Below are 19,153 nucleotides of genomic sequence, written 5' to 3'. Positions count from 1 at the left end.
ACATGGCCGCCTACGACTATATCCATGATGGCACGGCCATCTACGAACGCTCCTTCGCCATCATCCGCTCGGAGGCGGACCTCAAGCGCTTCTCCGAAGACGAGGCCGACGTTGCTGTGCGCATGATCCATGCCTGCGGCCTGGTCGAGGCGGCCGAACATTTCGTCTTCTCCGAAAACGTCGTCGCCGCTGCGCGCGGTGCGCTGAAGGCCGGCGCGCGGATCTTCTGCGACGCCGAAATGGTGGCGCGCGGCGTCACCCGCGCCCGTTTGCCCGCCGACAACGAAGTGATCTGCACACTGCGCGACCCGCGCACATCAGATATCGCCAGGGAGATCGGCAACACCCGATCGGCCGCCGCGATCGACCTCTGGGTCGACAGGCTCGCAGGCTCGGTCGTCGCCATCGGCAACGCGCCGACAGCCCTGTTCTACCTCCTCGAGAGACTGCGCGACGGCGCGCCCAAGCCTGCCGCCATCATCGGCATGCCGGTCGGCTTCGTCGGCGCGGCCGAATCCAAGGACGCCCTGGCAGAGAATTCCTATGGCGTGCCCTACGCCATCGTCCGCGGCCGCCTCGGCGGCAGCGCCATGACGGCCGCTGCCCTCAACTCGCTGGCGAGGCCCGGCGTATGAGCGCTCCCGCTGCAAAGGGCCGCCTCATCGGCGTCGGCACCGGGCCCGGCGATCCCGAACTTTTGACGCTCAAGGCCGTGCGCGCGCTGGCCGAGGCTGACGTGATCGCGCATTTCGCCAAGCGCGGTGCCAATGGCAACGCCCGCACCATCACCGATGCACATTTCCGCGACGACGTGATCGAGCTGCCGCTGATCTATCCGGTCACCATCGAGATCGACAAGGATCACGACGACTACCGCGCTGCCATTACGGGCTTCTACGAGGCGTCGGCGCAAGCGATAGCCGCCCATCTCGATCAGGGCCGTATGGTTGCGATCCTGTCGGAGGGCGACCCGCTGTTCTACGGCTCCTACATGCATCTGCATGTGCGCCTGTCGCATCTCTACCCGACCGAGGTCATCCCCGGCGTCACTGCCATGTCCGGCTGCTGGTCGCAGACGGGCGTGCCGATCGTCCAGGGCGACGACGTGTTGTCGGTACTGCCCGGCACGATGAGCGAGTTCGAGCTGACCCGCCGCCTCGCCGATACCGACGCTGCGGTCATCATGAAGGTCGGCCGCAACCTGCCGAAGATCCGCAAGGCGCTGGACGCGACCGGCAAGCTCGGCCGCGCGCTGTATGTCGAGCGCGGCACCATGCCCAACACCCAACACATGAAGCTGATGGACAAGACAGACGACAAGGCGCCCTATTTCGCCATCGTGCTGGTGCCCGGTTGGGCCGGCAAGCCGGGAGCGGACAATTGAGCGGCTCCCTCGTCGTCATCGGCCTCGGCCCCGGCAATCCGGACCAGATCACGCCGGAAGCCAGCCGCGCGGTCGCGGAAGCCAGCCATTTCTTCGGCTACAAGCCCTATCTCGACCGGCTTGAGCTACGCCCTGACCAGACCCGCGTCGCCTCCGACAACCGCGAGGAGATCTCGCGCTCCAACGCCGCCCTCGATATGGCGGCAAGCGGCCATCACGTTGCTGTTGTCTCGGGGGGCGACCCCGGCGTCTTTGCCATGGCAGCCGCCGTCTGCGAGGCCATCGAGGCCGGCCCGAGGGCATGGCGCGACATCGAGTTGTCGGTCGTTCCAGGCGTCACCGCCATGCTGGCCGTGGCAGCCCGCGTCGGCGCACCGCTCGGCCACGATTTCTGCGCCATCAATCTGTCGGACAATCTCAAGCCATGGGATTTGATCGAGCGCCGGCTTGTCGCCGTCGCGCAGGCAGGCTTCGTCATCTCACTCTACAACCCCATCAGCAAGGCCCGTCCCTGGCAGCTCGGCAGCGCGTTGGAAACCCTGCGCAAGCATCTGCCTGCCACGACGCCCGTCATCTTCGGCCGCGCCGCCGGCCGGCCCGACGAGCGCATCGAGATCTTCACGCTTGGCGAAGCAGATGCGGCGAAGGCCGATATGGCGACCTGCGTCGTCATCGGCTCGCCCGAGACGCGCCTGATCGAACGCGACGGCAAGCCCCCGCTGGTCTACACGCCGCGTTTTTCCGCCGGAGCGGCGAAATGATCCACAAGATCGGCCATGGCAGCGACATCAGGTGCGGACGGCACCTCGGGAAGCTGCGGCCGGCGGAAGAGGATCACCTCGATGCCGAGTTGTCGCGCTGCCGCGATCTTGCCGTAGGTCGCCTGCCCGCCGCTGTTCTTGGCGACGATGACGTCGATCCTGTGTGCCTCGAGCAACGCCCGCTCATCCGCTTCGCGAAACGGCCCGCGCGCCAGAATGTAGGTCGCGTCGGCCACGCCGAGCGGCGGCTCTATCGGATCGACGCTGCGAATGACATAGCCGTGCTGGGGGGCTGTCTCGAAGGCCGCGACCTCCTGCCGACCGAGCGCCAGGAACACGCGGCGCGAGCTCTGGCCCAGCGCGGCGACAGCCTGTTCGGCGTCTTCCACCAGCGTCCAGCTGTCACCTTCGACCGGCTCCCAGCCGGGACGGCGCAGGGCGAAGATCGGCACACCCGATATCCGAGCCGCCTCCGCCGCATTGGCCGAGATGCGCGCCGCATAAGGATGCGTGGCGTCGATCAGGAGATCGGTCTTGTGCCCGGCCAGCCAATCGGCCAGCCCCTGCGCGCCGCCGAAGCCACCGGTTCGGACCGGCACCGGCTGCTCGACAGGGTTTTCGGTCCGGCCCGCCAGCGAAAGCAAGATGTCGAGATCGCCACGGGAGGCGAGCCTGGCCGCCAGCTGCCGCGCTTCGGTGGTTCCGCCCAGGATCAGAATACGGTGGGTCATCATGCCTGCTGAACTCGACGCCCCGATGCAAGAATGGCTGACCGTCGTCGGCATCGGCGAGGACGGTGTAGCGGGTCTCGGCGACGAGGCCAAGCGCGCAATATCAAGCGCTGCCTACGTCTTCGGCGGCAAGCGTCATCTGGCGCTGGCAGCAACGCTCATCACGGGCGCGGCTCGCCCATGGCCGACGCCCTTCGACAGCGAAATGCGTGACGTGGTCGCCCTGCGCGGCGAAAATGTCTGCGTGCTGGCTTCGGGCGACCCGTTCCTGCACGGCGTCGGCGCCACCCTTTCCCGCGTCGTGCCGTCAGCGGACATGCGGGTCCTTCCGGCCCCATCTGCCTTCTCGTTGGCCGCCTCGCGGCTGGGCTGGGCGCTGCAGGACATCGAAACGGTTTCGCTCCACGGCCACGCCATCGATCTGATCCGCCCGTTGCTGCAGCCGGGCGCGCGCATCATTGCACTCACCTCGGATGGCGAAGCGCCGGCCCAGATCGCAGCCCTTGTCACCGGCAACGGTTTCGGCGCTTCGCGTTTGACGGTGCTCGAAGCGCTCGGTGGAGAAAGCGAGCGCATTCGCGCCACGACAGCCAGTGGCTTCGACCTCGAAAACATCAATCCGCTCAACGTCCTGGCGCTCGAGCTTGAATCCGGATCGCAGGCACGGATCCTGCCGCTTGCCTCAGGTCTCGCCGACCACTTGTTCGAGCATGACGGCCAGATCACCAAGCGCGAGATCCGCGCGGTCACGCTTTCCACCCTCGCGCCCCGCCGCGGGGAGTTGCTGTGGGATATCGGCGCCGGCTCCGGCTCGATATCCGTCGAATGGATGCTGTGTCACACCTCGCTGCGCGCCATCGCCATCGAGCACAATGCCGAGCGCGCCGAGCGCATCGAGCGCAATGCCGGCGCCTGCGGCGTGCCCGGACTCACGGTTGTCAGGGGCGCAGCGCCTGACGCGCTGATTGGCCTGCCGACGCCAGACGTCATCTTCATCGGCGGCGGCGGTTCGGACGCCGGCGTCTTCGATGCGGCAATCGCAGCACTTCGATCAGGCGGTCGCCTCGTCGCCAACGCCGTCACGCTCGAAATGGAAACATTGCTGCTGTCGCACCATGCCGCGCATGGCGGCGATCTTCTGCGCCTTCAAGTCTCCCGCGCCGCCCCTGTTGGCTCGATGACCGGCTGGCGGCCGGCGATGCCGGTCACGCAGTGGAGCTGGGTGAAGCCATGATGGTCGCGGGCATCGGCTGCCGCAAAGGCGCGGCACACGAAGACATTCTCTCGGCAATCGAAACCGCGCTCGAAGCGCACGGCCTTGTCGTCACAGCACTTTCGGCGCTGGCCACCGCCAGCCTGAAACGTGACGAGCCCGGTATTCTTGCAGCCGCACGCCGGCTCGACCTGCCGCTGCTCGTCATGGACGACGCGGCACTCGCCGCCGCCGCATCCCGTACGTCCAGCCAGTCGCAAGCCTCATTGGAGGCAGCCGGCACGCCATCCGTATCGGAGGCCGCCGCGCTCGCCGCTGCCGGCGCGGATGCCGCACTGCTTGGCCCGCGCATATCAGTCGGCCCCGCCACCTGCGCCATAGCCACCTCTGGAGCCACAGCTTGACCGTTCACTTCATCGGCGCCGGCCCGGGCGCGGCAGACCTCATCACCGTGCGCGGCAGCCGCCTGCTCGGCTCCTGCCCGGTGTGCCTCTATGCCGGTTCCATCGTTGCGCCGGAGCTTCTGACCTATTGCCGCGCCGACGCCCGGCTGGTCGACACGGCACCGATGTCGCTCGACGAGATCGAGGCGCAATATGTCGCCGCCCACAAGGCCGGGCATGACGTCGCGCGGCTGCATTCCGGTGACCTGTCGGTGTGGAGTGCGGTCGCCGAACAGATCCGGCGACTGGAAAAGCACGGCATTCCCTACACGCTGACCCCCGGCGTACCATCCTTCGCGGCGGCAGCGGCGGCGCTGAAGCGCGAGCTGACGATCCCCGAAGTCGCCCAGAGCCTGGTGCTGACCCGCACCTCCGGCCGCGCCTCGAAGATGCCTCCGGGCGAAACGCTTGCCGGCTTCGGCCGCACCGGCGCCACGCTTGCCGTCCACCTGTCGATCCACGCCATCGACCACGTCGTGACTGAGCTGACACCGCATTACGGTCCGGATTGCCCCGTGGCGGTCGTCTTCCGCGCCTCCTGGCCGGACGAGCGCATCGTCAGGGCCACGCTGTCGACGATAGCAGCCGAGTTGGCAAAGGACCCTATCGAGCGCACCGCCATCATCTTCGTCGGCCAGTCGCTGGCAGCGCAAGATTTCCGCGAAAGCTCGCTCTACGACGCTTATTATCAGCGCCGCTTCAGGGGCCGCGACGGGCTATGAGAGGCCGCGAAGGGCGCATGCCCCATCAGCTCTCCCTCGCGGTTGAAGACCAGGATTTCGACCGCGATATCGAGCTTGTCGAACACGCTTGCCGCCGTGCGCCAGGCCGCAGCAGCGACCGCGTCACCTATGCCGATGCCCGCCTTGTTGGCCTCGATGAAGGCCTCGGCGACGGTGTTCGCGTCCTTGATGCGGGCTTCGAGTCCGGTGTCTGCTCCGGCCCCGACGGCGACGGCTGCCAGGCCGTCGAGATCGGCCGAACCGCGGCTCGAATGCAGGTCGAGCAGGCCTTGCGCCAGCTTGGTCATCTTGGCGACGCCGCCGGCAATGGTGACCTTTGCCACCGGGTGGGCGCGAATATATTTCAGCATGCCGCCGACGAAGTCGCCCATGTCGATCAACTGCACCTCGTGAAGACCATGGAATTTCTGCACCGCCAGCTCGGAAGTGTTGCCGGTGGAACCCGCCACATGGTCGAAGCCCATGGCGCGGGCCACGTCGACGCCGCGATGGATGGAGTGGATCCAGGCCGAGCAGGAATAGGGAATGACGATGCCCGTCGTCCCCAGGATCGAGATGCCGCCCAAGATGCCAAGGCGCGGGTTGAGCGTCTTCAGCGCCATTTCCTCGCCGCCGGCGACGGAAATCTCGACCTCGACATCAGCCCCTTCGCCCAGCACCTCGGCCACGACGCCGGCAATCATCTTGCGCGGCACCGGGTTGATCGAGGCTTCGCCGGGCGGAATCGGCAGGCCCGGCCGCGTCACCGTGCCGACGCCCTTGCCCGCCTTGTAGACAAGACCGCTGCCGGCAGCGCCCGGCCGCACCGTGCTCATGACCAGCGCACCATGCGTGACGTCAGGGTCGTCGCCGGCATCCTTGACGATACCGGCCATGGCCAGGCCGTCGCCGCGTTCGTTTCTCGCCAGCGCAAAGGCCACGTTCTGCCCGCCCGGCAGCACGATCTCCACCGGATCGGGAAACGCCCCCGCCTTCAATGCCACGCACGCCGCCTTGGTGGCGGCAGTGGCGCAGGCGCCGGTGGTCCAGCCGCGCTTGAGCGGACGATCTTCTTCATTCATGACGCGATCTATAGGCTGGCACAGCCTGTGCGTCATCGGCGAAAGCGACACGCATGACACTCGAAAACGCTATCACGCGTTTGAATTACAAGCAGCACGTGCTCGAACCGGGCCATGTATGGCTGGCCGGCTCCGGCCCCGGCGATCCCGGTCTGCTGACACTCGACGTCCTGTCGGCGCTGGCCCAGGCCGATGCGCTGGTGCATGACGCGCTGGTCTCGCCCGAGATCGTTGCGGTTGCCGAACAGGCGGAAAAATTCTTCGTCGGCAAGCGCGGCGGCCGGCTGTCGATCCCCCAGGGCGACATCAATGCGCTGCTGGTCAGGCTGGCGCGCGAAGGCCGCAAGGTCGTGCGGCTCAAGGGCGGCCATCCCTTCGTCTTCGGGCGTGGTGCCGAAGAAGCGCTGGTGCTGACCCGAGAGAACATTCCCTGGCGCGTGCTCTCGGGCATCACCTCGGCCTTCGGCGGCCTCTCCTCCGCCGGCATTCCAGCCACCATGCGCGGCGTCAACGGCGCGATCATCCTCGCCACCGGCTTTGCCGCCGTCAGCGACGACCGGCCCGACTGGGCAGCGCTTGCCCGCACCGGCCAGCCCATCGTCATCTATATGGGCCTGACACACATGGCCGAGACGGTGACGGAGCTTCTGCGCGGCGGACTGTCGACCGACACGCCTGCAGCCTTTGTCGAGAACGCCTCGACGCCGGAGGAACGCACGGTCACCGCCACGCTCGGCACACTGGTTGCCACCGCCGAGCGCGAAAAGGTCGTCTCGCCGGCCCTCATCGTCGTCGGCGGCATTGTCTCGCTGCGCGCCGAGCTGATTGGACGGAAATGACGGCGCGTGGGCTCATCATCGGCGCCCCACGCTCGGGCTCGGGCAAGACCAGCGTAACGATTGGCCTGCTGCGCGCGCTGGCGCGCCGCGGCATCAAGGTGCGTGGCGCGAAATCGGGACCGGACTACATTGATCCCGGCTTCCACGCTGCCGCAACCGGCCGGCCCGGCGTCAATCTCGACAGCTGGGCCATGGCACCGTCGCTGCTCAACGCGTTGGCCGCCGATGCATCGGCCGAAGCCGAGATGGTGATCCTCGAAAGCGCCATGGGCCTGTTCGACGGCATCCCCGCGGAGACAGGCCGCTCGGGTGCGGCTGCCGATCTCGCCCGTCTCTACGGCCTGCCGGTGCTTCTGGTGCTCGACGTCTCCGGCCAGTCGCAGACAGCGGCGGCCATCGCCAAGGGTTTTGCCACCTACGACCCCGGCGTCCGGATCGCGGGCGTGGTGCTCAACAGGCTCGGCAGCGACCGTCACCGCAAGCTTGCCGGCGACGCCATCGAGGCGCTCGGTCTGCCCGTCGTCGGCGCCATCCTGCGCGACCCGACCTTGTCCATTCCAGAACGCCATCTCGGCCTCGTCCAGGCCGAAGAGCATGCTGACCTCTTCGCCCACATCGAAAAGCTCGCCGACATGGTCGAGCGCTCGCTCGACCTCGATGCCATCGTCGAACTGGCGACGCCGCTGACGCCAATGTCTGGCGACCAATCCTTCGCCCTGCCGCCGCCCGGACAGCGCATCGCGCTCGCCCAGGATGCCGCCTTCACCTTCCTTTACCCGCACCTCGCCGCCCACTGGCGCGCCATGGGCGCGGAGCTGGTTCCGTTCTCGCCGCTCGCCGACCAGGCGCCCGACGCCACCTGCGACATCTGCTGGCTGCCGGGCGGCTATCCCGAACTCCATGCCGGCCGCCTCGCCGCAGCTGGCACCTTCCTGTCGGGCACCCGCCGTTTTGCCGACACCAAGCCGGTCCATGGCGAGTGCGGTGGCTTCATGGTGCTCGGCGGTTCCATCGAGGACGCCGATGGCGCCACCCACGCGATGCTCGGCCTGCTCGGCCATGCCACCAGCTTCGCCAAGCGCAAGATGAACCTCGGCTACCGCCAGGCCAGACTTTCGGCACCTTGCCCGCTTGGCTCCGAGGGCAGCGTCGTCAGGGGGCACGAGTTCCATTACGCCCAGACGGTTGTTGCAGGCGACGATACGCCGCTCGGGCAACTGGCCGATGGCCAGGGCAAGCCGCTCGGCAGCTTCGGCGGCCGGCGCGGCCATGTTACCGGCACCTTCTTCCACGCGATCGCGCGAGGCTGAGACGATGACGCCGGCGACGATCTTCGACGACATCCGCCTCGGCCTCGTCTTCTTCACGCGCCTGCCGCTGCCGCATTTCGAGGTCAGGGATCGTTCGCTCGCCGACGCCATCTGGACTGCGCCGCTCGTCGGCTTCGTCGTGGCGGTCCTGGCCTGGCTCGCCTTCGCTGCCGGACAAGCCCTCGGCCTCGCCGAAGGCCCGACTGCCGCACTGGCCATCGCTGCCGCCATGCTGGTCACCGGTTGCCTGCATGAGGACGGCCTGTCCGACACATCAGACGGTTTCGGCGGCGGACGTTCACGCGAGCGCAAGCTCGAGATCATGCGCGACAGCTGCATCGGCAGCTATGGCGCGGCAGCGCTGGCGCTGTCGATCCTGGCGCGCTGGAGCGCGATCGTCGAAATCGAAGACCCCGCCCCTGTTTTCGCCGCCCTCGTCGCCGCTCATGTCGGCTCGCGCGCACTGATCCCCGCCTTCATGCAGAACCTGCCCCAGGCCCGCGCCGACGGCCTTGCCGCCGGCGTCGGCACAGTCGCCGACGGGGCAGTGATCGCCGCCCTCGCCATCGGCGCCGCAGGCCTGCTGTTCCTCGGGCTCAGCGGCGCGGTCGTCGCGGCGTTGTGCCTCGCCCTCCTCTTCTTCGCCTTCAGAAAGCTCTGCCTCGCCCAGATCGGCGGCCAGAGCGGCGACACCATCGGCGCTCTGCAGCAAATGGCCGAAATCGCCCTGCTGTTTGTCGCATCCGCCATCCTTGCTTGATTCTGTTTTGGAGTATTCACTGCCATGGCCCTCAAATCGCTCAACGAATTGCGCCAAGCTTGCCTCGACCTGCCGGCCGGCAGCGACGCCGCAGCGGATGCCGTCGCCCGCCGCCAGGACACGCTGACCAAGCCGCGCGGCAGCCTCGGCAAGCTCGAACAGATCGCCGCCTGGCTCGGCCGCTGGCAGGGCCGCGAGATGCCGAGGCTCGACGAGGTCAAGGTCATCGTCTTCGCCGGCAACCATGGCGTCACCGCCCAGGGCGTGTCGGCCTATCCGTCGGAGGTGACGGTACAGATGGTCGCCAACTTCGCCGGCGGCGGCGCTGCCATCAACCAACTCGCCCGCCTTGCCGGCGCCGAACTCGCGGTCATCCCGCTCGAGCTCGATCGCCCCACGGGTGACTTCACCCAGACGGCGGCCATGGACGAAGCCGATTTCCTCGCCGCCGTCTCGACCGGCTATGACGCGGTGACGCCTGATCTCGATCTCGTCTGCTTCGGCGAAATGGGCATCGGCAATACCACACCCGCCGCGGCCATCGCCGCAGGCCTGTTCGGCGGCACCGGCCGTCAGTGGGCCGGCCGCGGCACCGGCGTCGACGATAGCGGCCTGGCCCGCAAGTTCGCCGCCATCGATGCCGGCCTCGCCCATCATGCCGCCACGCTCGCCGATCCGCTGGCTGTCGCCGCCAATCTCGGCGGCCGCGAACTCGCCGCCATCCTCGGCGCCACGCTGGCCGCGCGCCACCACAACGTGCCCGTCCTGCTCGACGGCTTCGTCGTCACGGCAGCAGCTGCCCCCTTGGCAAAACTCCACCCGGAAGGCCTTGCCCACACGCAGTCGGCCCATGTCTCCGCCGAGGCAGGCCATCGCCAGCTGCTCGAAACCCTGAAGCTCGCGCCGCTGCTCGACATGGGGATGCGGCTCGGCGAAGGTTCGGGCGCCTGCCTCGCCGTCAATCTCGTCCGTTCGGCGCTGGAATGCCACGCCAGAATGGCAAGCTTCGCCGAGGCCGGTGTCACCGACAAATAGTTAGGCATTCCGCAGGAAGCCGGTCGTACATCTCAAGCCTAGAAATCGATTTCTTCGTTTGACAAAAAGATAGAAGAAAATTCTTCATGCAAGCGCAGAGGCAATCCGCCTCTGCCTCTACCTGAAACAGGCCCGCAGCTATGTTGCGGCAAAGTTTAGCCATTTGCCGCTTGTCTCAGGAGAATGCCCCCATGAAACGTTTCCTTCTTGTCGGCGTAGCACTTGCCGCCATGCTCGCCGGCCCACTGCAGGCGTCTGCCGCCGACAAGCTGCTCAACGCGTCTTACGACGTCGCCCGCGAACTGTTCGCTGCCGAGAATGCCGCCTTCATCGCCAAGAATCCGGGTGTCACGCTCGACCAGTCGCATGCGGGCACCTCCAAGCAGGCACGCGCCATCGTCGAAGGACTTGAAGCCGACGTCGTCACCTTCAACCAGGTCACCGATATCGAGTTCCTGGTCAAGAACGGCTTTGTATCAGACGACTGGAAGAAGGATTTCGCCAACCAGGCCTCGCCCTTCTATTCGCTGCCGTCCTTCCTCGTCCGCGCCGGCAACCCCAAGGGCATCAAGGACTGGTCCGACCTGGTCCGCGACGACGTGAAGGTCGTCTTCCCCAATCCGAAGACCTCGGGCAATGCGCGCTATACCTATCTGGCGGCAACCGCCTACGCCAAGGAAGCATTCAAGGGTGACGAGGCCAAGGTCAAGGAGTTCGTGACCAAGCTGTTCGACAACGTGCCGGTGTTCGACACCGGCGGCCGCGCCGCCACCACCACCTTCGTCGAGCGCAACATCGGCGACGTGCTGATCACCTTCGAGGCCGAGACCCGCTCGATCGCCAAGGAATACGGTTCCGACAAGGTCGAGAGCGTCATCCCCTCGGTCAGCCTGCTCGCCGAATTCCCGGTCGCCATCGTCGACAAGGTCGTCGACAAGCGCGGCTCGGGCGATCTGGCAAAGTCCTACCTCGACTTCCTCTACACGCCCGAAGGCCAGCGCATCGCCGCCCAGCACGGCAACCGCGTCCACGAGCCTTCGGTCGCCGCCGAATTCAAGGACCAGTTCCCCGAGGTTCGCCTCGTCACCGTGGAAGATGTCTTTGGCGGCTGGGACAAGGTCCAGAAGGAACATTTCGGTTCCGGCGGCCTGCTTGAAGAGATCTACGGCGAGCGTTGACCTCAGTGCATGACCCCGAAAATCGATATCGATTTTCGGAAAAGTATCATGCACAACTCAAGGTGCTACAGCGTCCATTGCGCGTCCGAAAAGGACGCGCGGCGCTGTAGTCAATACTGTTGAGAATTGGAGAGCCGGCCATGCCGGCTTTCCACATTGTTGCATCCGGGAAGGCATTTCAGTGGCGCGCCGCATTCTGCCGGGATTTCCCCTGGCACTGGGGATAACCCTCGTCTACGTCTCGATCATCGTCGTGCTGCCGCTCGGCGCGCTGGTGTTCAAGGCGGCCAGCCTCGGCTTCGAGGACTACTGGCGCATCGTCTCGTCGCCGCGCGCGGTCGCCAGCTACCGCGTGACGGCACTTTCGGCGCTCGCAGCCACCGTCTTCAACCTCGTCTTCGGCATGGCGCTGGCGTGGGTGCTGGTGCGCTACCGTTTTCCCGGCCGCCGCTTCATCGACGCGCTCGTCGACCTGCCCTTTGCGCTGCCGACGGCGGTCGCCGGCATTGCCTTGACGACATTGTTCGCTGAAAACGGCTGGTTCGGCTCGGTGCTTGCCCAGGCCGGCATCAAGGTCGCCTACACCCCGCTCGGCATCATGGTCGCCATGGCCTTCACCAGCCTGCCCTTCATCGTGCGCACCGTGCAGCCGGTGCTGGAGGATCTAGATCCCGCGCTCGAGGAAGCTGCCCAAACACTCGGCGGCAGCGACCGGTCGATCTTCCTGCGCGTGATCCTGCCGCTGCTGGCGCCCGCGCTGCTCGCCGGCCTGTCCTTGTCCTTCGCCCGCAGCTTGGGCGAGTTCGGCGCCATCATCTTCATCGCCGGCAACCAGCCGATGTCGACCGAGATCACGGCGCTGCTCGCCTTCATCCGGCTCGAGGAATACGACTACCAGGCCGCCGCGGCGATCGCCTCGGTGCTGCTCATCACAGCCTTCCTGATGCTCGCCATCACCAACATCCTACAGGCACGTGCCCTGCGCTACACGGCGAGGGGCTGAGATGAGCAATTCCGTCAAGGGCCGCCCGCCCCGCGTCGGCGACGCGCCGCCCTTCCGCCGCGCGCTCATCGGCATCGTGCTGACGCTGGTCGCCATCGTCATCGTCGCGCCGCTTGTCGTCATCGGCTACCAGGCCTTCTCGCAGGGTATCGCGGTCTATGCCGCCGCGATCGCCCATCCCGACACGCTGCACGCCATCGGCCTGACTGTGGTCACCGCGCTCATCGCCGTGCCCATCAACACCGCCTTCGGCGTGGCCGCCGCCTGGGCGATTACAAAGTTCGATTTCCGGGGCCGCCGCTTCCTGCTGGTGGTGATCGAAATCCCGTTCTCCATCTCGCCCATCGTCGCCGGCGTCGCCTATCTCTTCGTCTACGGCCTGCAGGGCCTGTTCGGCCCGGCGCTGGAGCAGGCCGACATCAAGATCCTGTTCGCCCTGCCCGGCATCGTGCTCGCCTCGATGTTCGTCACAGCTCCCTTCGTCGCCCGTGAGCTGATCCCGCTGATGCAGGCGCAAGGGCGCGATCTGGAAGAAGCCGCGACATCGCTCGGCGCGTCGGGCTGGCGCACCTTCTTCTCGGTCACCCTGCCCAACATCCGCTGGGCGCTGCTCTATGGCGTGGTGCTGTGCAATGCGCGCGTCATGGGTGAGTTCGGTGCCGTGTCGGTGGTGTCAGGCAATATCCGCGGCCAGACCAACACGCTGCCGCTGCATATCGAACTGCTCTACCACGACTACCAGACCGCGGGCGCTTTCGCCGCGGCCTCGATCCTGGCCCTGCTCGCCGTCGTCACCCTCGTTGCCAAGGTGCTGCTCGAGCGCCAGGGCGCCGGCCGCGCCCGTCGTCGCCCCGCACTTGCAGCCCCCGTAGCCGCACCCAAGACCGCTTCCGCTGAGGTTCCGTCATGAAAATCCGCCTCGACAACGTCGTGAAGACGTTCGAGACCTTCCGCGCCGTCCATGGCGTCTCGCTCGAAATCGAGAGCGGCGAACTGGTGGCCCTGCTCGGACCTTCCGGCTCGGGCAAGACCACCATCCTGCGCATGGTCGCCGGCCTCGAATATGCCGACGCCGGCCACATCTATTTCGGCGCCGAGGATGCCACCGACATTCCGGTGCGCGACCGTGGCGTCGGTTTCGTCTTCCAGCACTATGCGCTGTTCCCGCATATGACGGTCGCCGAGAATATCGCCTTCGGCATGAAGGTTTCGAAGCAGCGCCGCGACAAGACTGCCATCGATGCTCGCGTCGCCGACCTGCTGCGCCTCGTCCAGCTCGAAGGCCTGGCCGAACGTTTCCCCGGCCAGATTTCAGGCGGACAGCGCCAGCGCGTCGCCCTTGCGCGAGCGCTCGCCGTCGATCCCAAGGTACTCTTGCTCGACGAACCTTTCGGTGCGCTTGACGCCAATGTCCGCCGCGACCTGCGCCGCTGGCTGCGCGAGATCCATCAGGAGCTCGGCATCACCACTTTGTTCGTCACCCACGACCAGGAGGAAGCGCTCGACCTCGCCGACCGCGTCGTCATCCTCGACAAGGGCCAGATCGTCCAGCAGGGCACGCCCGAAGAGGTCTGCCGCAACCCCGCATCCGCCTTCGTCATGAACTTCCTCGGTGACACCAACCGCATTTCCGCAGCCGTGGCCGGCGGCATAGCCCGCCTTGGCGAGGCACAGATCCCCGCCCCCGGCTTCGCTGACGGCCCGGTCGAAATCTTCCTGCGCCCGAGCGATCTCGGCTGGAGCAGCAGCGGCGCCGGCATCCCTGCAACCGTCGCCCGCGTCATCGACCGGCCTGCCGGACGGCGCATTCTGGCGCTGACGGCAACGGGCGAAGCCGTCGAACTCGACGTCGCGCCTGAAACCCAGGTCAGTGCCCGCGAGCAGGGCATCATCACCATCGAACGCGCCAGGGTCTATGCGGCAGGCTGATTCTGCCGCGAATGGGGTCAAAAACCGCAAAACTTACGGAAAATCAACGCGTTTCGGCTTGTATATCAAGTCTGTGGAATTTATCTCTGGTGAAGGCCGGAATGCGATGGGGACGAATCGTTATCCTCGGCAAGCAACCTCACGCTGCGACTGGCAGCAGGAAGCCGATGACACGCGTTCGCCATGCTGACTAAAAAAGGCAAATACGGCCTCAAGGCCCTCGTTCACCTATCCCAACTGCCTGCCGGCCAGCTCGCTTTCGTCGGCGACATCGCGACCACCAACAAGATTCCGAAAAAATTCCTCGACGCGATCCTAGGCGAACTCCGCAATGCCGGTTTCGTCCAGAGTCGCAAGGGCAAGGACGGCGGCTACCGCCTCGCCAAGCCTGCCGCCGAGATCAAGATCGGCCATGTCGTGCGTGTGCTCGACGGCCCGCTGGCACCGATCCCTTGCGCCAGCCGGACCCAGTACCAGCCCTGCGACGACTGCGACGAGGCGACCTGCCAGATCAGGCACATGATGCTCGAAGTTCGCCAGGCGATTGCCGGCGTGCTCGACAATCGCAGCCTCGCACAGGTGCGCGACGCTGCCAATGACGACATTCTGAGCGACGCCCTGAACCACGCCTGACCGTGCCGGTCAGACAATGCGGCGCAGCACCACCGGCCGCTTGCGCAAATGGGTCGGCGCGGGATCATGGCGGCGAAATGCCTTGCGCAATGCCGGTATGACCTGACGCCCGAAGGCCTCAACCGCATCGGCATCGTCGAGCCCGTGGACGATGAAATCGCTCACTCCGAGTTCGACAAAGCCAGCCAGCACAGAAACGACGCGCTCCGGTTCACCCGTCAGCTGCCAATCCTGCTGACCGCCCTCGCCAGCTTGCACATGCCCGACATGCACCGGCAAGGAGAAGCGGATGCGCTGGGCCCGACCGAACGGTTCGGCAGCAACCCTCACGCGTTCGATCAGCCGCAACGTGTCGTCGAAGCCACCCACCGGCAGCTCGAACCTGTCGGCGTGCCGGCCCGCGATCTTGAGCGCCGTGCCAGACAATCCGCCGAGTTGCAGCCGGATCACTGCGCCTTCGGCTGCCTTCATCGGCACGAAACCGCCATGGATGCGGTAGAACAGGCCCTCATGGTCGAAGGGCTGCGCATTGCTCCACAGCCGCTTGAGCAGCATCAGATATTCGTCGGTGCGCCCCAGCGTGGCGACGAGACCGCTGTCGTCATTGGTCTCGCGCAGGTCGCGGCTTGGCGGCACCCGCAATGCCAGCCGGCCAGAGCCGATCTGGTCGAAGGCCGCAAACTGTCGGGCAGCCACCACCGGCGCCACGATTCCAGGCCAGTGCGAGACGAGCACACCGATCGACTGCGTGCTGCGCAGCGCAAGCGACGCCAGGTCCATATTGGCAAGCAGGCCGCCCATGTCGTCGATGAGAACGCGGTCGAAGCCCGCCCTTTCGAGCTGGCGCAGCCTCTGCACGGCAACCGCCGTGTCTGAAAAGAAGGAAGAGTGAAGTTCGTCCTTGTCGGCAACGCCGCCCGGGCAATGGGTGAAGTCGATCTGCATCGCAAACTCCTTCATCTTGTCAGGAACAGTTATTGGCGCCGCCCGCGCCGGTTCACGCGCTACTCTGGAAAACCTTCTTCAGTTGGGTTGAGATGATATGGCGCGCCCGCCTCCGGGCACGGGGTGGCCCTAGTGGACCAGACCGACGACGACGGCCGCGGTAAAGCCGAACGACACCGTGAAGAACAGATACGACGCGATCTGCGCAATGCTGGCAGGCCTGCCGGCCGCAGCTGCCGTCTCGCCGACGCGGCTGTTCGAGAGATACTGGGTCTGTGCCATCGCAATCTCCATCATGCCGTTAGTCTATAAAATTAATAGACTTTGTCGATTGCTAATTTTGGCGAGATTGTGGAACGGCTTTGCCCTGCCACAGCTGGGCGGGAGCAATTTTTCTCTTGCGAGAATGATCTGCCGACTACCGGTTGAGCGCTGAAGCGCCGCTGCGGCAGGACGCATGAACTCAAAAACATCATTACATAACAGATGGATAGCCGAAATCCAGTCGCCAAAAGATTACAGTTTTGGGCCGAATTCGACGACAGGAGGGAGGCAAAAAAAATGTCCCGAAGGCACTGTTGGCGCCTTCGGGACCGGACGAAATACGGCTAGCCGGCTCAGTAATAGCCGCGCGGGCATTCTGCCAGATAGGTGCGACCATAGCGGTCGCGATAGCGGCAGCGGTTCGGCTCGTTGGCCCGGCCGATCAGGGCGCCGGCAACGGCACCGACGGCGCCACCGACGAGCGCGCCTTCAGCCCGGTTTCCGGGTGCGGCAACGGCACTGCCGATCGCCGCGCCGCCAAGACCGCCAATGGCTGCACCCTGTTCGGTCTGCGAGCAGGCTGCCAGCGGCACCAGAAGTGCAAGACTCAATACGAGTTTCATCATCACCAATAACTCCCGAAAATGTGTCCCCGCCTCGCCTACAATGCGCGGCGGCGAAAAACGATCCATCGCGCCTCTCCAGCGCGTGGACCACTAAGTCCCTTCAACCCAAGGCATGCCAAGGCAATCGGGCAGCATTCGGGCAGCTCCGATCCGCAACTGCCGCGATGAACCGGCTTCGAAACGAGCCGCTTCCAGCCCGTCGAATTACGCTGACCTATGCCGTCTTGCTCTTCCGCCCCGCCTGTGACGGACGCCGGACCTTCCGTTTGGCGGCCTTGAGCGGTACCGCGGGCGCGTCAGTCAGGGCGCCGATGGTGGCGCCGGCCATGTTGAACGCCGCAAAGTCGGCGTTGAGGTCGCCGGCAAGCTTGTCGGCATCCCCGGCAGCACCGTCGGTCCACAGCACCACCCCTACCCTGAGCGATGGCTTGGCACGTTTCAGACGCCGCACCAGAAAGCGGCCATGGTGAAGCGAATCGGCATTCAGGAAGCCGATCACGGCTGTATGCACGCCTTCGAGCGGCAGGCTTCTGATGCTGGACGGTTCGACATCGGCATGGTTCGCCGTGGCAACAGTCGCGCCCTGCACCGTCAGCACCTGCGCCAGCATGGCCGCGGCCGCGTTGTCGAGCTCGCCGCGCCCGCCAATGCACAGCACCGCCTTCCCCGCACCGTCGGGCAGTTCGTCGGCCGGCTCGCCATCGTCCTGCGTCACATCCTCGGGCGCGTCGTCCTCTTCATCCGCTTCTTCGCCGGCGATTTCGTTCAAGTTGGCCACCAGCACCACGGCACTGGCGGCGACGCGCGTCCGCTGCTCGTCGGTCAGGGCACCGCGCGCCCGGTCGAATTCGCCAAGCAGCAGGGCCGGAATGGCGACATTGCCGTAGAAGTCGACGAGATATTCAGTCTCGAGCATCTCTTCGGCGTGATCGGTCGCCTCATCAGGATCTCCTGCCAGAAGGCGCTGGTATAGCCGCTCCTTGGGGTCGAGCACCGGTTCGTTGCCGAACAGAACTTCAAGGAACTCGAACTGTGGCACGTGTTTTCCGAGCACCACCAGGCAGACGGTCAGCGGCGTCGACAGGACCAGTCCGACCGGTCCCCACAACCAGGTCCAGAAGATCGCGGCGACGATGATGGCGAGCGGCGAAAGGCCGGTTCTCGAGCCATACAGCCAGGGCTCGAGCACATTGTTGATGACCAGTTCCATGGCGATGAACAGTGCCGCAGCCCACAGCACGAGCGACCAACCGGGGGCAACCGCAATCGCCAGGAACAGCGGCAGGATCATTGCGATCGCCGGCCCGATATAGGGCACGAAGCGCAGCACGATGGCGAGCAGGCCCCACAGAATCGCATTCGGAATGCCGAGCAGCCAGAGGCCCATGCCAATCGGAACGCCATAGGCGACATTCACCACCAGCTGCATCAAAAGGTACTGACCGACCCTTCGCCCGGCATCCTGCAGCGCTTCGGTCGTCCGGTGCAGGTCGCCATAACCGACGAGGCGAATGAACCGGTCGCGCAAATCCTCGCGCTCCAGCAGCATGAAGATGACGACGACGATGACGAGGCCAGCCGTCGCCAGCGGTCCGATCAGCGGCGTGATCAGGTTCATCAGCGTTTCGATCGGCTTTTGCGGTGTGAAGATCTCGACCAGCAGCGGGTCCGGCCGGGATGGATGGGCCGCGGGCGCGAGATTGTCTTCGGGCTTATCGATCTCCTGGCCAACGCGCTCGATGACCCCGCTCAGCCTGTCGATGATCCCCTCTCCGCTGCCGCTTTCCTTGAGCGCGCGCACCTTGTTGAGGATGTTCGACTGATAGGTCGGTACGTTCTGCGCGACCTCGCCGATCTGCGAAACCACCACGAAGCTGAACACCGCGACCACGCCGAAGGCGGCCAGCACGCAGGCAATCACCGAAACCAGCCTGGGAACACCGAACCGCCTGAGCCAGCTGGCGATCGGCGCAAGCGCGAAGGTCAACAGCACCGCGATCGCAAGCGGCAGGAACACATCGCGGGCAAAATACAGGATCGCAACGACAGCTGCTGTGGCCGCGAACGGCGGCAGCGCCGTCCTGGACTGCGGCTGAAGCAACGGTGGCTGTCCAGAACCGAGGCCTCGAGTTTTCGGAATTGCCTCCACCACCTGCAACCTCCTGGCCCTGAAACCGCTTCGCGCTGATGACGAGCAACCATTCGTGACAGGAGACGTCACGAGCACGCTGTCATGTCGTGCCGCATAGTCGCGGCAGATGGGCCGCATTTGCAATGGCCCGCAAGTCTGCCGCC

Annotated in this window: 21 protein-coding genes; 15 read left to right on the top strand and 6 right to left on the bottom strand. The window is 65.8% G+C overall.

From position 1 onward, the window contains the following. Nucleotides 1-2 precede the first annotated feature (2 nt). Genes IG197_RS25395 through IG197_RS25385 form a run of 3 tightly spaced genes read left to right on the top strand, consistent with a single transcriptional unit; the run spans nucleotide 3 to nucleotide 2,145 of the window. A complete protein-coding gene (locus tag IG197_RS25395; RefSeq protein WP_192315650.1) occupies nucleotides 3-635 on the top strand; it encodes a precorrin-8X methylmutase in 633 nt (210 codons plus the stop codon). Next, nucleotides 632-1,384 (top strand): precorrin-2 C(20)-methyltransferase, encoded by a 753-nt coding sequence (locus IG197_RS25390; protein ID WP_182573479.1) that lies wholly within the window; start codon nucleotides 632-634, stop codon nucleotides 1,382-1,384. The genes IG197_RS25395 and IG197_RS25390 overlap by 4 nt, the downstream gene beginning before the upstream one ends. Further along, a complete protein-coding gene (locus tag IG197_RS25385; RefSeq protein WP_154383879.1) occupies nucleotides 1,381-2,145 on the top strand; it encodes a precorrin-3B C(17)-methyltransferase in 765 nt (254 codons plus the stop codon). The genes IG197_RS25390 and IG197_RS25385 overlap by 4 nt, the downstream gene beginning before the upstream one ends. Here the strand turns inward: IG197_RS25385 and IG197_RS25380 are convergent. Next, on the bottom strand, nucleotides 2,109-2,876 hold the full coding sequence (locus IG197_RS25380) for a cobalt-precorrin-6A reductase (protein ID WP_182573528.1): 768 nt from the start codon (nucleotides 2,874-2,876) through the stop codon (nucleotides 2,109-2,111). The two genes, IG197_RS25385 and IG197_RS25380, sit on opposite strands and share 37 nt — an antisense overlap. Before the next feature lies 1 nt (nucleotide 2,877). Between IG197_RS25380 and cbiE the strand changes: the two genes are divergently transcribed. From cbiE to cobM, 3 genes are read left to right on the top strand one after another with little or no spacing between them, the layout of a single operon-like run. Beyond that, nucleotides 2,878-4,110 carry a precorrin-6y C5,15-methyltransferase (decarboxylating) subunit CbiE gene (gene cbiE / locus IG197_RS25375; protein WP_192315649.1) on the top strand — a complete coding sequence of 411 codons (1,233 nt, stop codon included), beginning with the start codon at nucleotides 2,878-2,880 and terminating at the stop codon, nucleotides 4,108-4,110. After that, nucleotides 4,107-4,493 (top strand): cobalamin biosynthesis protein, encoded by a 387-nt coding sequence (locus IG197_RS25370; protein WP_192315647.1) that lies wholly within the window; start codon nucleotides 4,107-4,109, stop codon nucleotides 4,491-4,493. The genes cbiE and IG197_RS25370 overlap by 4 nt, the downstream gene beginning before the upstream one ends. Continuing rightward, entirely contained in the window at nucleotides 4,490-5,254 is a 765-nt protein-coding gene (cobM, locus tag IG197_RS25365; protein ID WP_192315646.1) for a precorrin-4 C(11)-methyltransferase, read from the top strand. Before IG197_RS25370 ends, cobM begins: the two co-directional genes overlap by 4 nt. Here cobM and IG197_RS25360 read toward each other — a convergent pair. Continuing rightward, nucleotides 5,221-6,336 (bottom strand): cobalt-precorrin-5B (C(1))-methyltransferase, encoded by a 1,116-nt coding sequence (locus IG197_RS25360; RefSeq protein ID WP_246765243.1) that lies wholly within the window; start codon nucleotides 6,334-6,336, stop codon nucleotides 5,221-5,223. The two genes, cobM and IG197_RS25360, sit on opposite strands and share 34 nt — an antisense overlap. 53 nt (nucleotides 6,337-6,389) lie before the next feature. On the opposite strand from IG197_RS25360, the gene cobA reads away from it, so the two are divergent. From cobA to IG197_RS25315, 9 genes are all read left to right on the top strand, one after another. Further along, nucleotides 6,390-7,175 (top strand): uroporphyrinogen-III C-methyltransferase, encoded by a 786-nt coding sequence (gene cobA / locus IG197_RS25355; protein ID WP_192315645.1) that lies wholly within the window; start codon nucleotides 6,390-6,392, stop codon nucleotides 7,173-7,175. After that, nucleotides 7,172-8,485 carry a cobyrinate a,c-diamide synthase gene (locus tag IG197_RS25350; RefSeq protein WP_192315644.1) on the top strand — a complete coding sequence of 438 codons (1,314 nt, stop codon included), beginning with the start codon at nucleotides 7,172-7,174 and terminating at the stop codon, nucleotides 8,483-8,485. Before cobA ends, IG197_RS25350 begins: the two co-directional genes overlap by 4 nt. Nucleotides 8,486-8,489: 4 nt before the next feature. After that, on the top strand, nucleotides 8,490-9,245 hold the full coding sequence (locus tag IG197_RS25345) for an adenosylcobinamide-GDP ribazoletransferase (RefSeq protein WP_192315643.1): 756 nt from the start codon (nucleotides 8,490-8,492) through the stop codon (nucleotides 9,243-9,245). Nucleotides 9,246-9,269: 24 nt separating this feature from the next. Further along, nucleotides 9,270-10,280, top strand: coding sequence for a nicotinate-nucleotide--dimethylbenzimidazole phosphoribosyltransferase (gene cobT / locus IG197_RS25340; protein WP_192315642.1), 1,011 nt, complete (start codon nucleotides 9,270-9,272; stop codon nucleotides 10,278-10,280). A gap of 191 nt (nucleotides 10,281-10,471) precedes the next feature. Continuing rightward, nucleotides 10,472-11,458 carry a thiosulfate ABC transporter substrate-binding protein CysP gene (gene cysP, locus IG197_RS25335; RefSeq protein WP_192315641.1) on the top strand — a complete coding sequence of 329 codons (987 nt, stop codon included), beginning with the start codon at nucleotides 10,472-10,474 and terminating at the stop codon, nucleotides 11,456-11,458. A 181-nt stretch (nucleotides 11,459-11,639) separates the two neighbouring features. Continuing rightward, complete coding sequence (cysT, locus tag IG197_RS25330) at nucleotides 11,640-12,461, top strand: sulfate ABC transporter permease subunit CysT (RefSeq protein ID WP_192315640.1); 822 nt, start codon at nucleotides 11,640-11,642, stop codon at nucleotides 12,459-12,461. A 1-nt stretch (nucleotide 12,462) separates the two neighbouring features. Further along, nucleotides 12,463-13,371: a sulfate ABC transporter permease subunit CysW gene (cysW, locus tag IG197_RS25325; RefSeq protein ID WP_192315639.1), complete on the top strand. Its 909-nt coding sequence runs from the start codon at nucleotides 12,463-12,465 to the stop codon at nucleotides 13,369-13,371. Next, the gene (locus tag IG197_RS25320; protein ID WP_067960650.1) at nucleotides 13,368-14,390 is read left to right on the top strand and encodes a sulfate/molybdate ABC transporter ATP-binding protein; all 1,023 of its coding nucleotides are present in this window, start codon (nucleotides 13,368-13,370) and stop codon (nucleotides 14,388-14,390) included. The genes cysW and IG197_RS25320 overlap by 4 nt, the downstream gene beginning before the upstream one ends. Before the next feature lie 183 nt (nucleotides 14,391-14,573). After that, nucleotides 14,574-15,023: an Rrf2 family transcriptional regulator gene (locus IG197_RS25315; protein ID WP_067960647.1), complete on the top strand. Its 450-nt coding sequence runs from the start codon at nucleotides 14,574-14,576 to the stop codon at nucleotides 15,021-15,023. 9 nt (nucleotides 15,024-15,032) lie between these two features. Here IG197_RS25315 and IG197_RS25310 read toward each other — a convergent pair whose 3' ends face one another. The 4 genes from IG197_RS25310 to IG197_RS25295 all read right to left on the bottom strand — a co-directional run bounded on the left by IG197_RS25310 (nucleotide 15,033) and on the right by IG197_RS25295 (nucleotide 19,127). Continuing rightward, on the bottom strand, nucleotides 15,033-15,968 hold the full coding sequence (locus IG197_RS25310; RefSeq protein WP_192315638.1) for an LLM class flavin-dependent oxidoreductase: 936 nt from the start codon (nucleotides 15,966-15,968) through the stop codon (nucleotides 15,033-15,035). 129 nt (nucleotides 15,969-16,097) lie between these two features. Beyond that, nucleotides 16,098-16,250 carry a hypothetical protein gene (locus IG197_RS25305; RefSeq protein ID WP_157097064.1) on the bottom strand — a complete coding sequence of 51 codons (153 nt, stop codon included), beginning with the start codon at nucleotides 16,248-16,250 and terminating at the stop codon, nucleotides 16,098-16,100. A 335-nt stretch (nucleotides 16,251-16,585) separates the two neighbouring features. Then, nucleotides 16,586-16,858, bottom strand: a complete 273-nt coding sequence (locus tag IG197_RS25300; protein ID WP_067960641.1) for a glycine zipper domain-containing protein — start codon at nucleotides 16,856-16,858, stop codon at nucleotides 16,586-16,588. 214 nt (nucleotides 16,859-17,072) lie between these two features. Next, nucleotides 17,073-19,127, bottom strand: coding sequence for an AI-2E family transporter (locus IG197_RS25295; RefSeq protein ID WP_154383869.1), 2,055 nt, complete (start codon nucleotides 19,125-19,127; stop codon nucleotides 17,073-17,075). Nucleotides 19,128-19,153: the final 26 nt, after the last annotated feature.

Origin of the sequence: Aminobacter sp. SR38 (assembly GCF_014843375.1) — a bacterium.
In the GTDB taxonomy this organism is placed as follows: domain Bacteria; phylum Pseudomonadota; class Alphaproteobacteria; order Rhizobiales; family Rhizobiaceae; genus Aminobacter; species Aminobacter ciceronei.
Note: the sequence above shows the minus strand (reverse complement) of the source record. Positions and strands in the feature narration are given on the sequence as shown.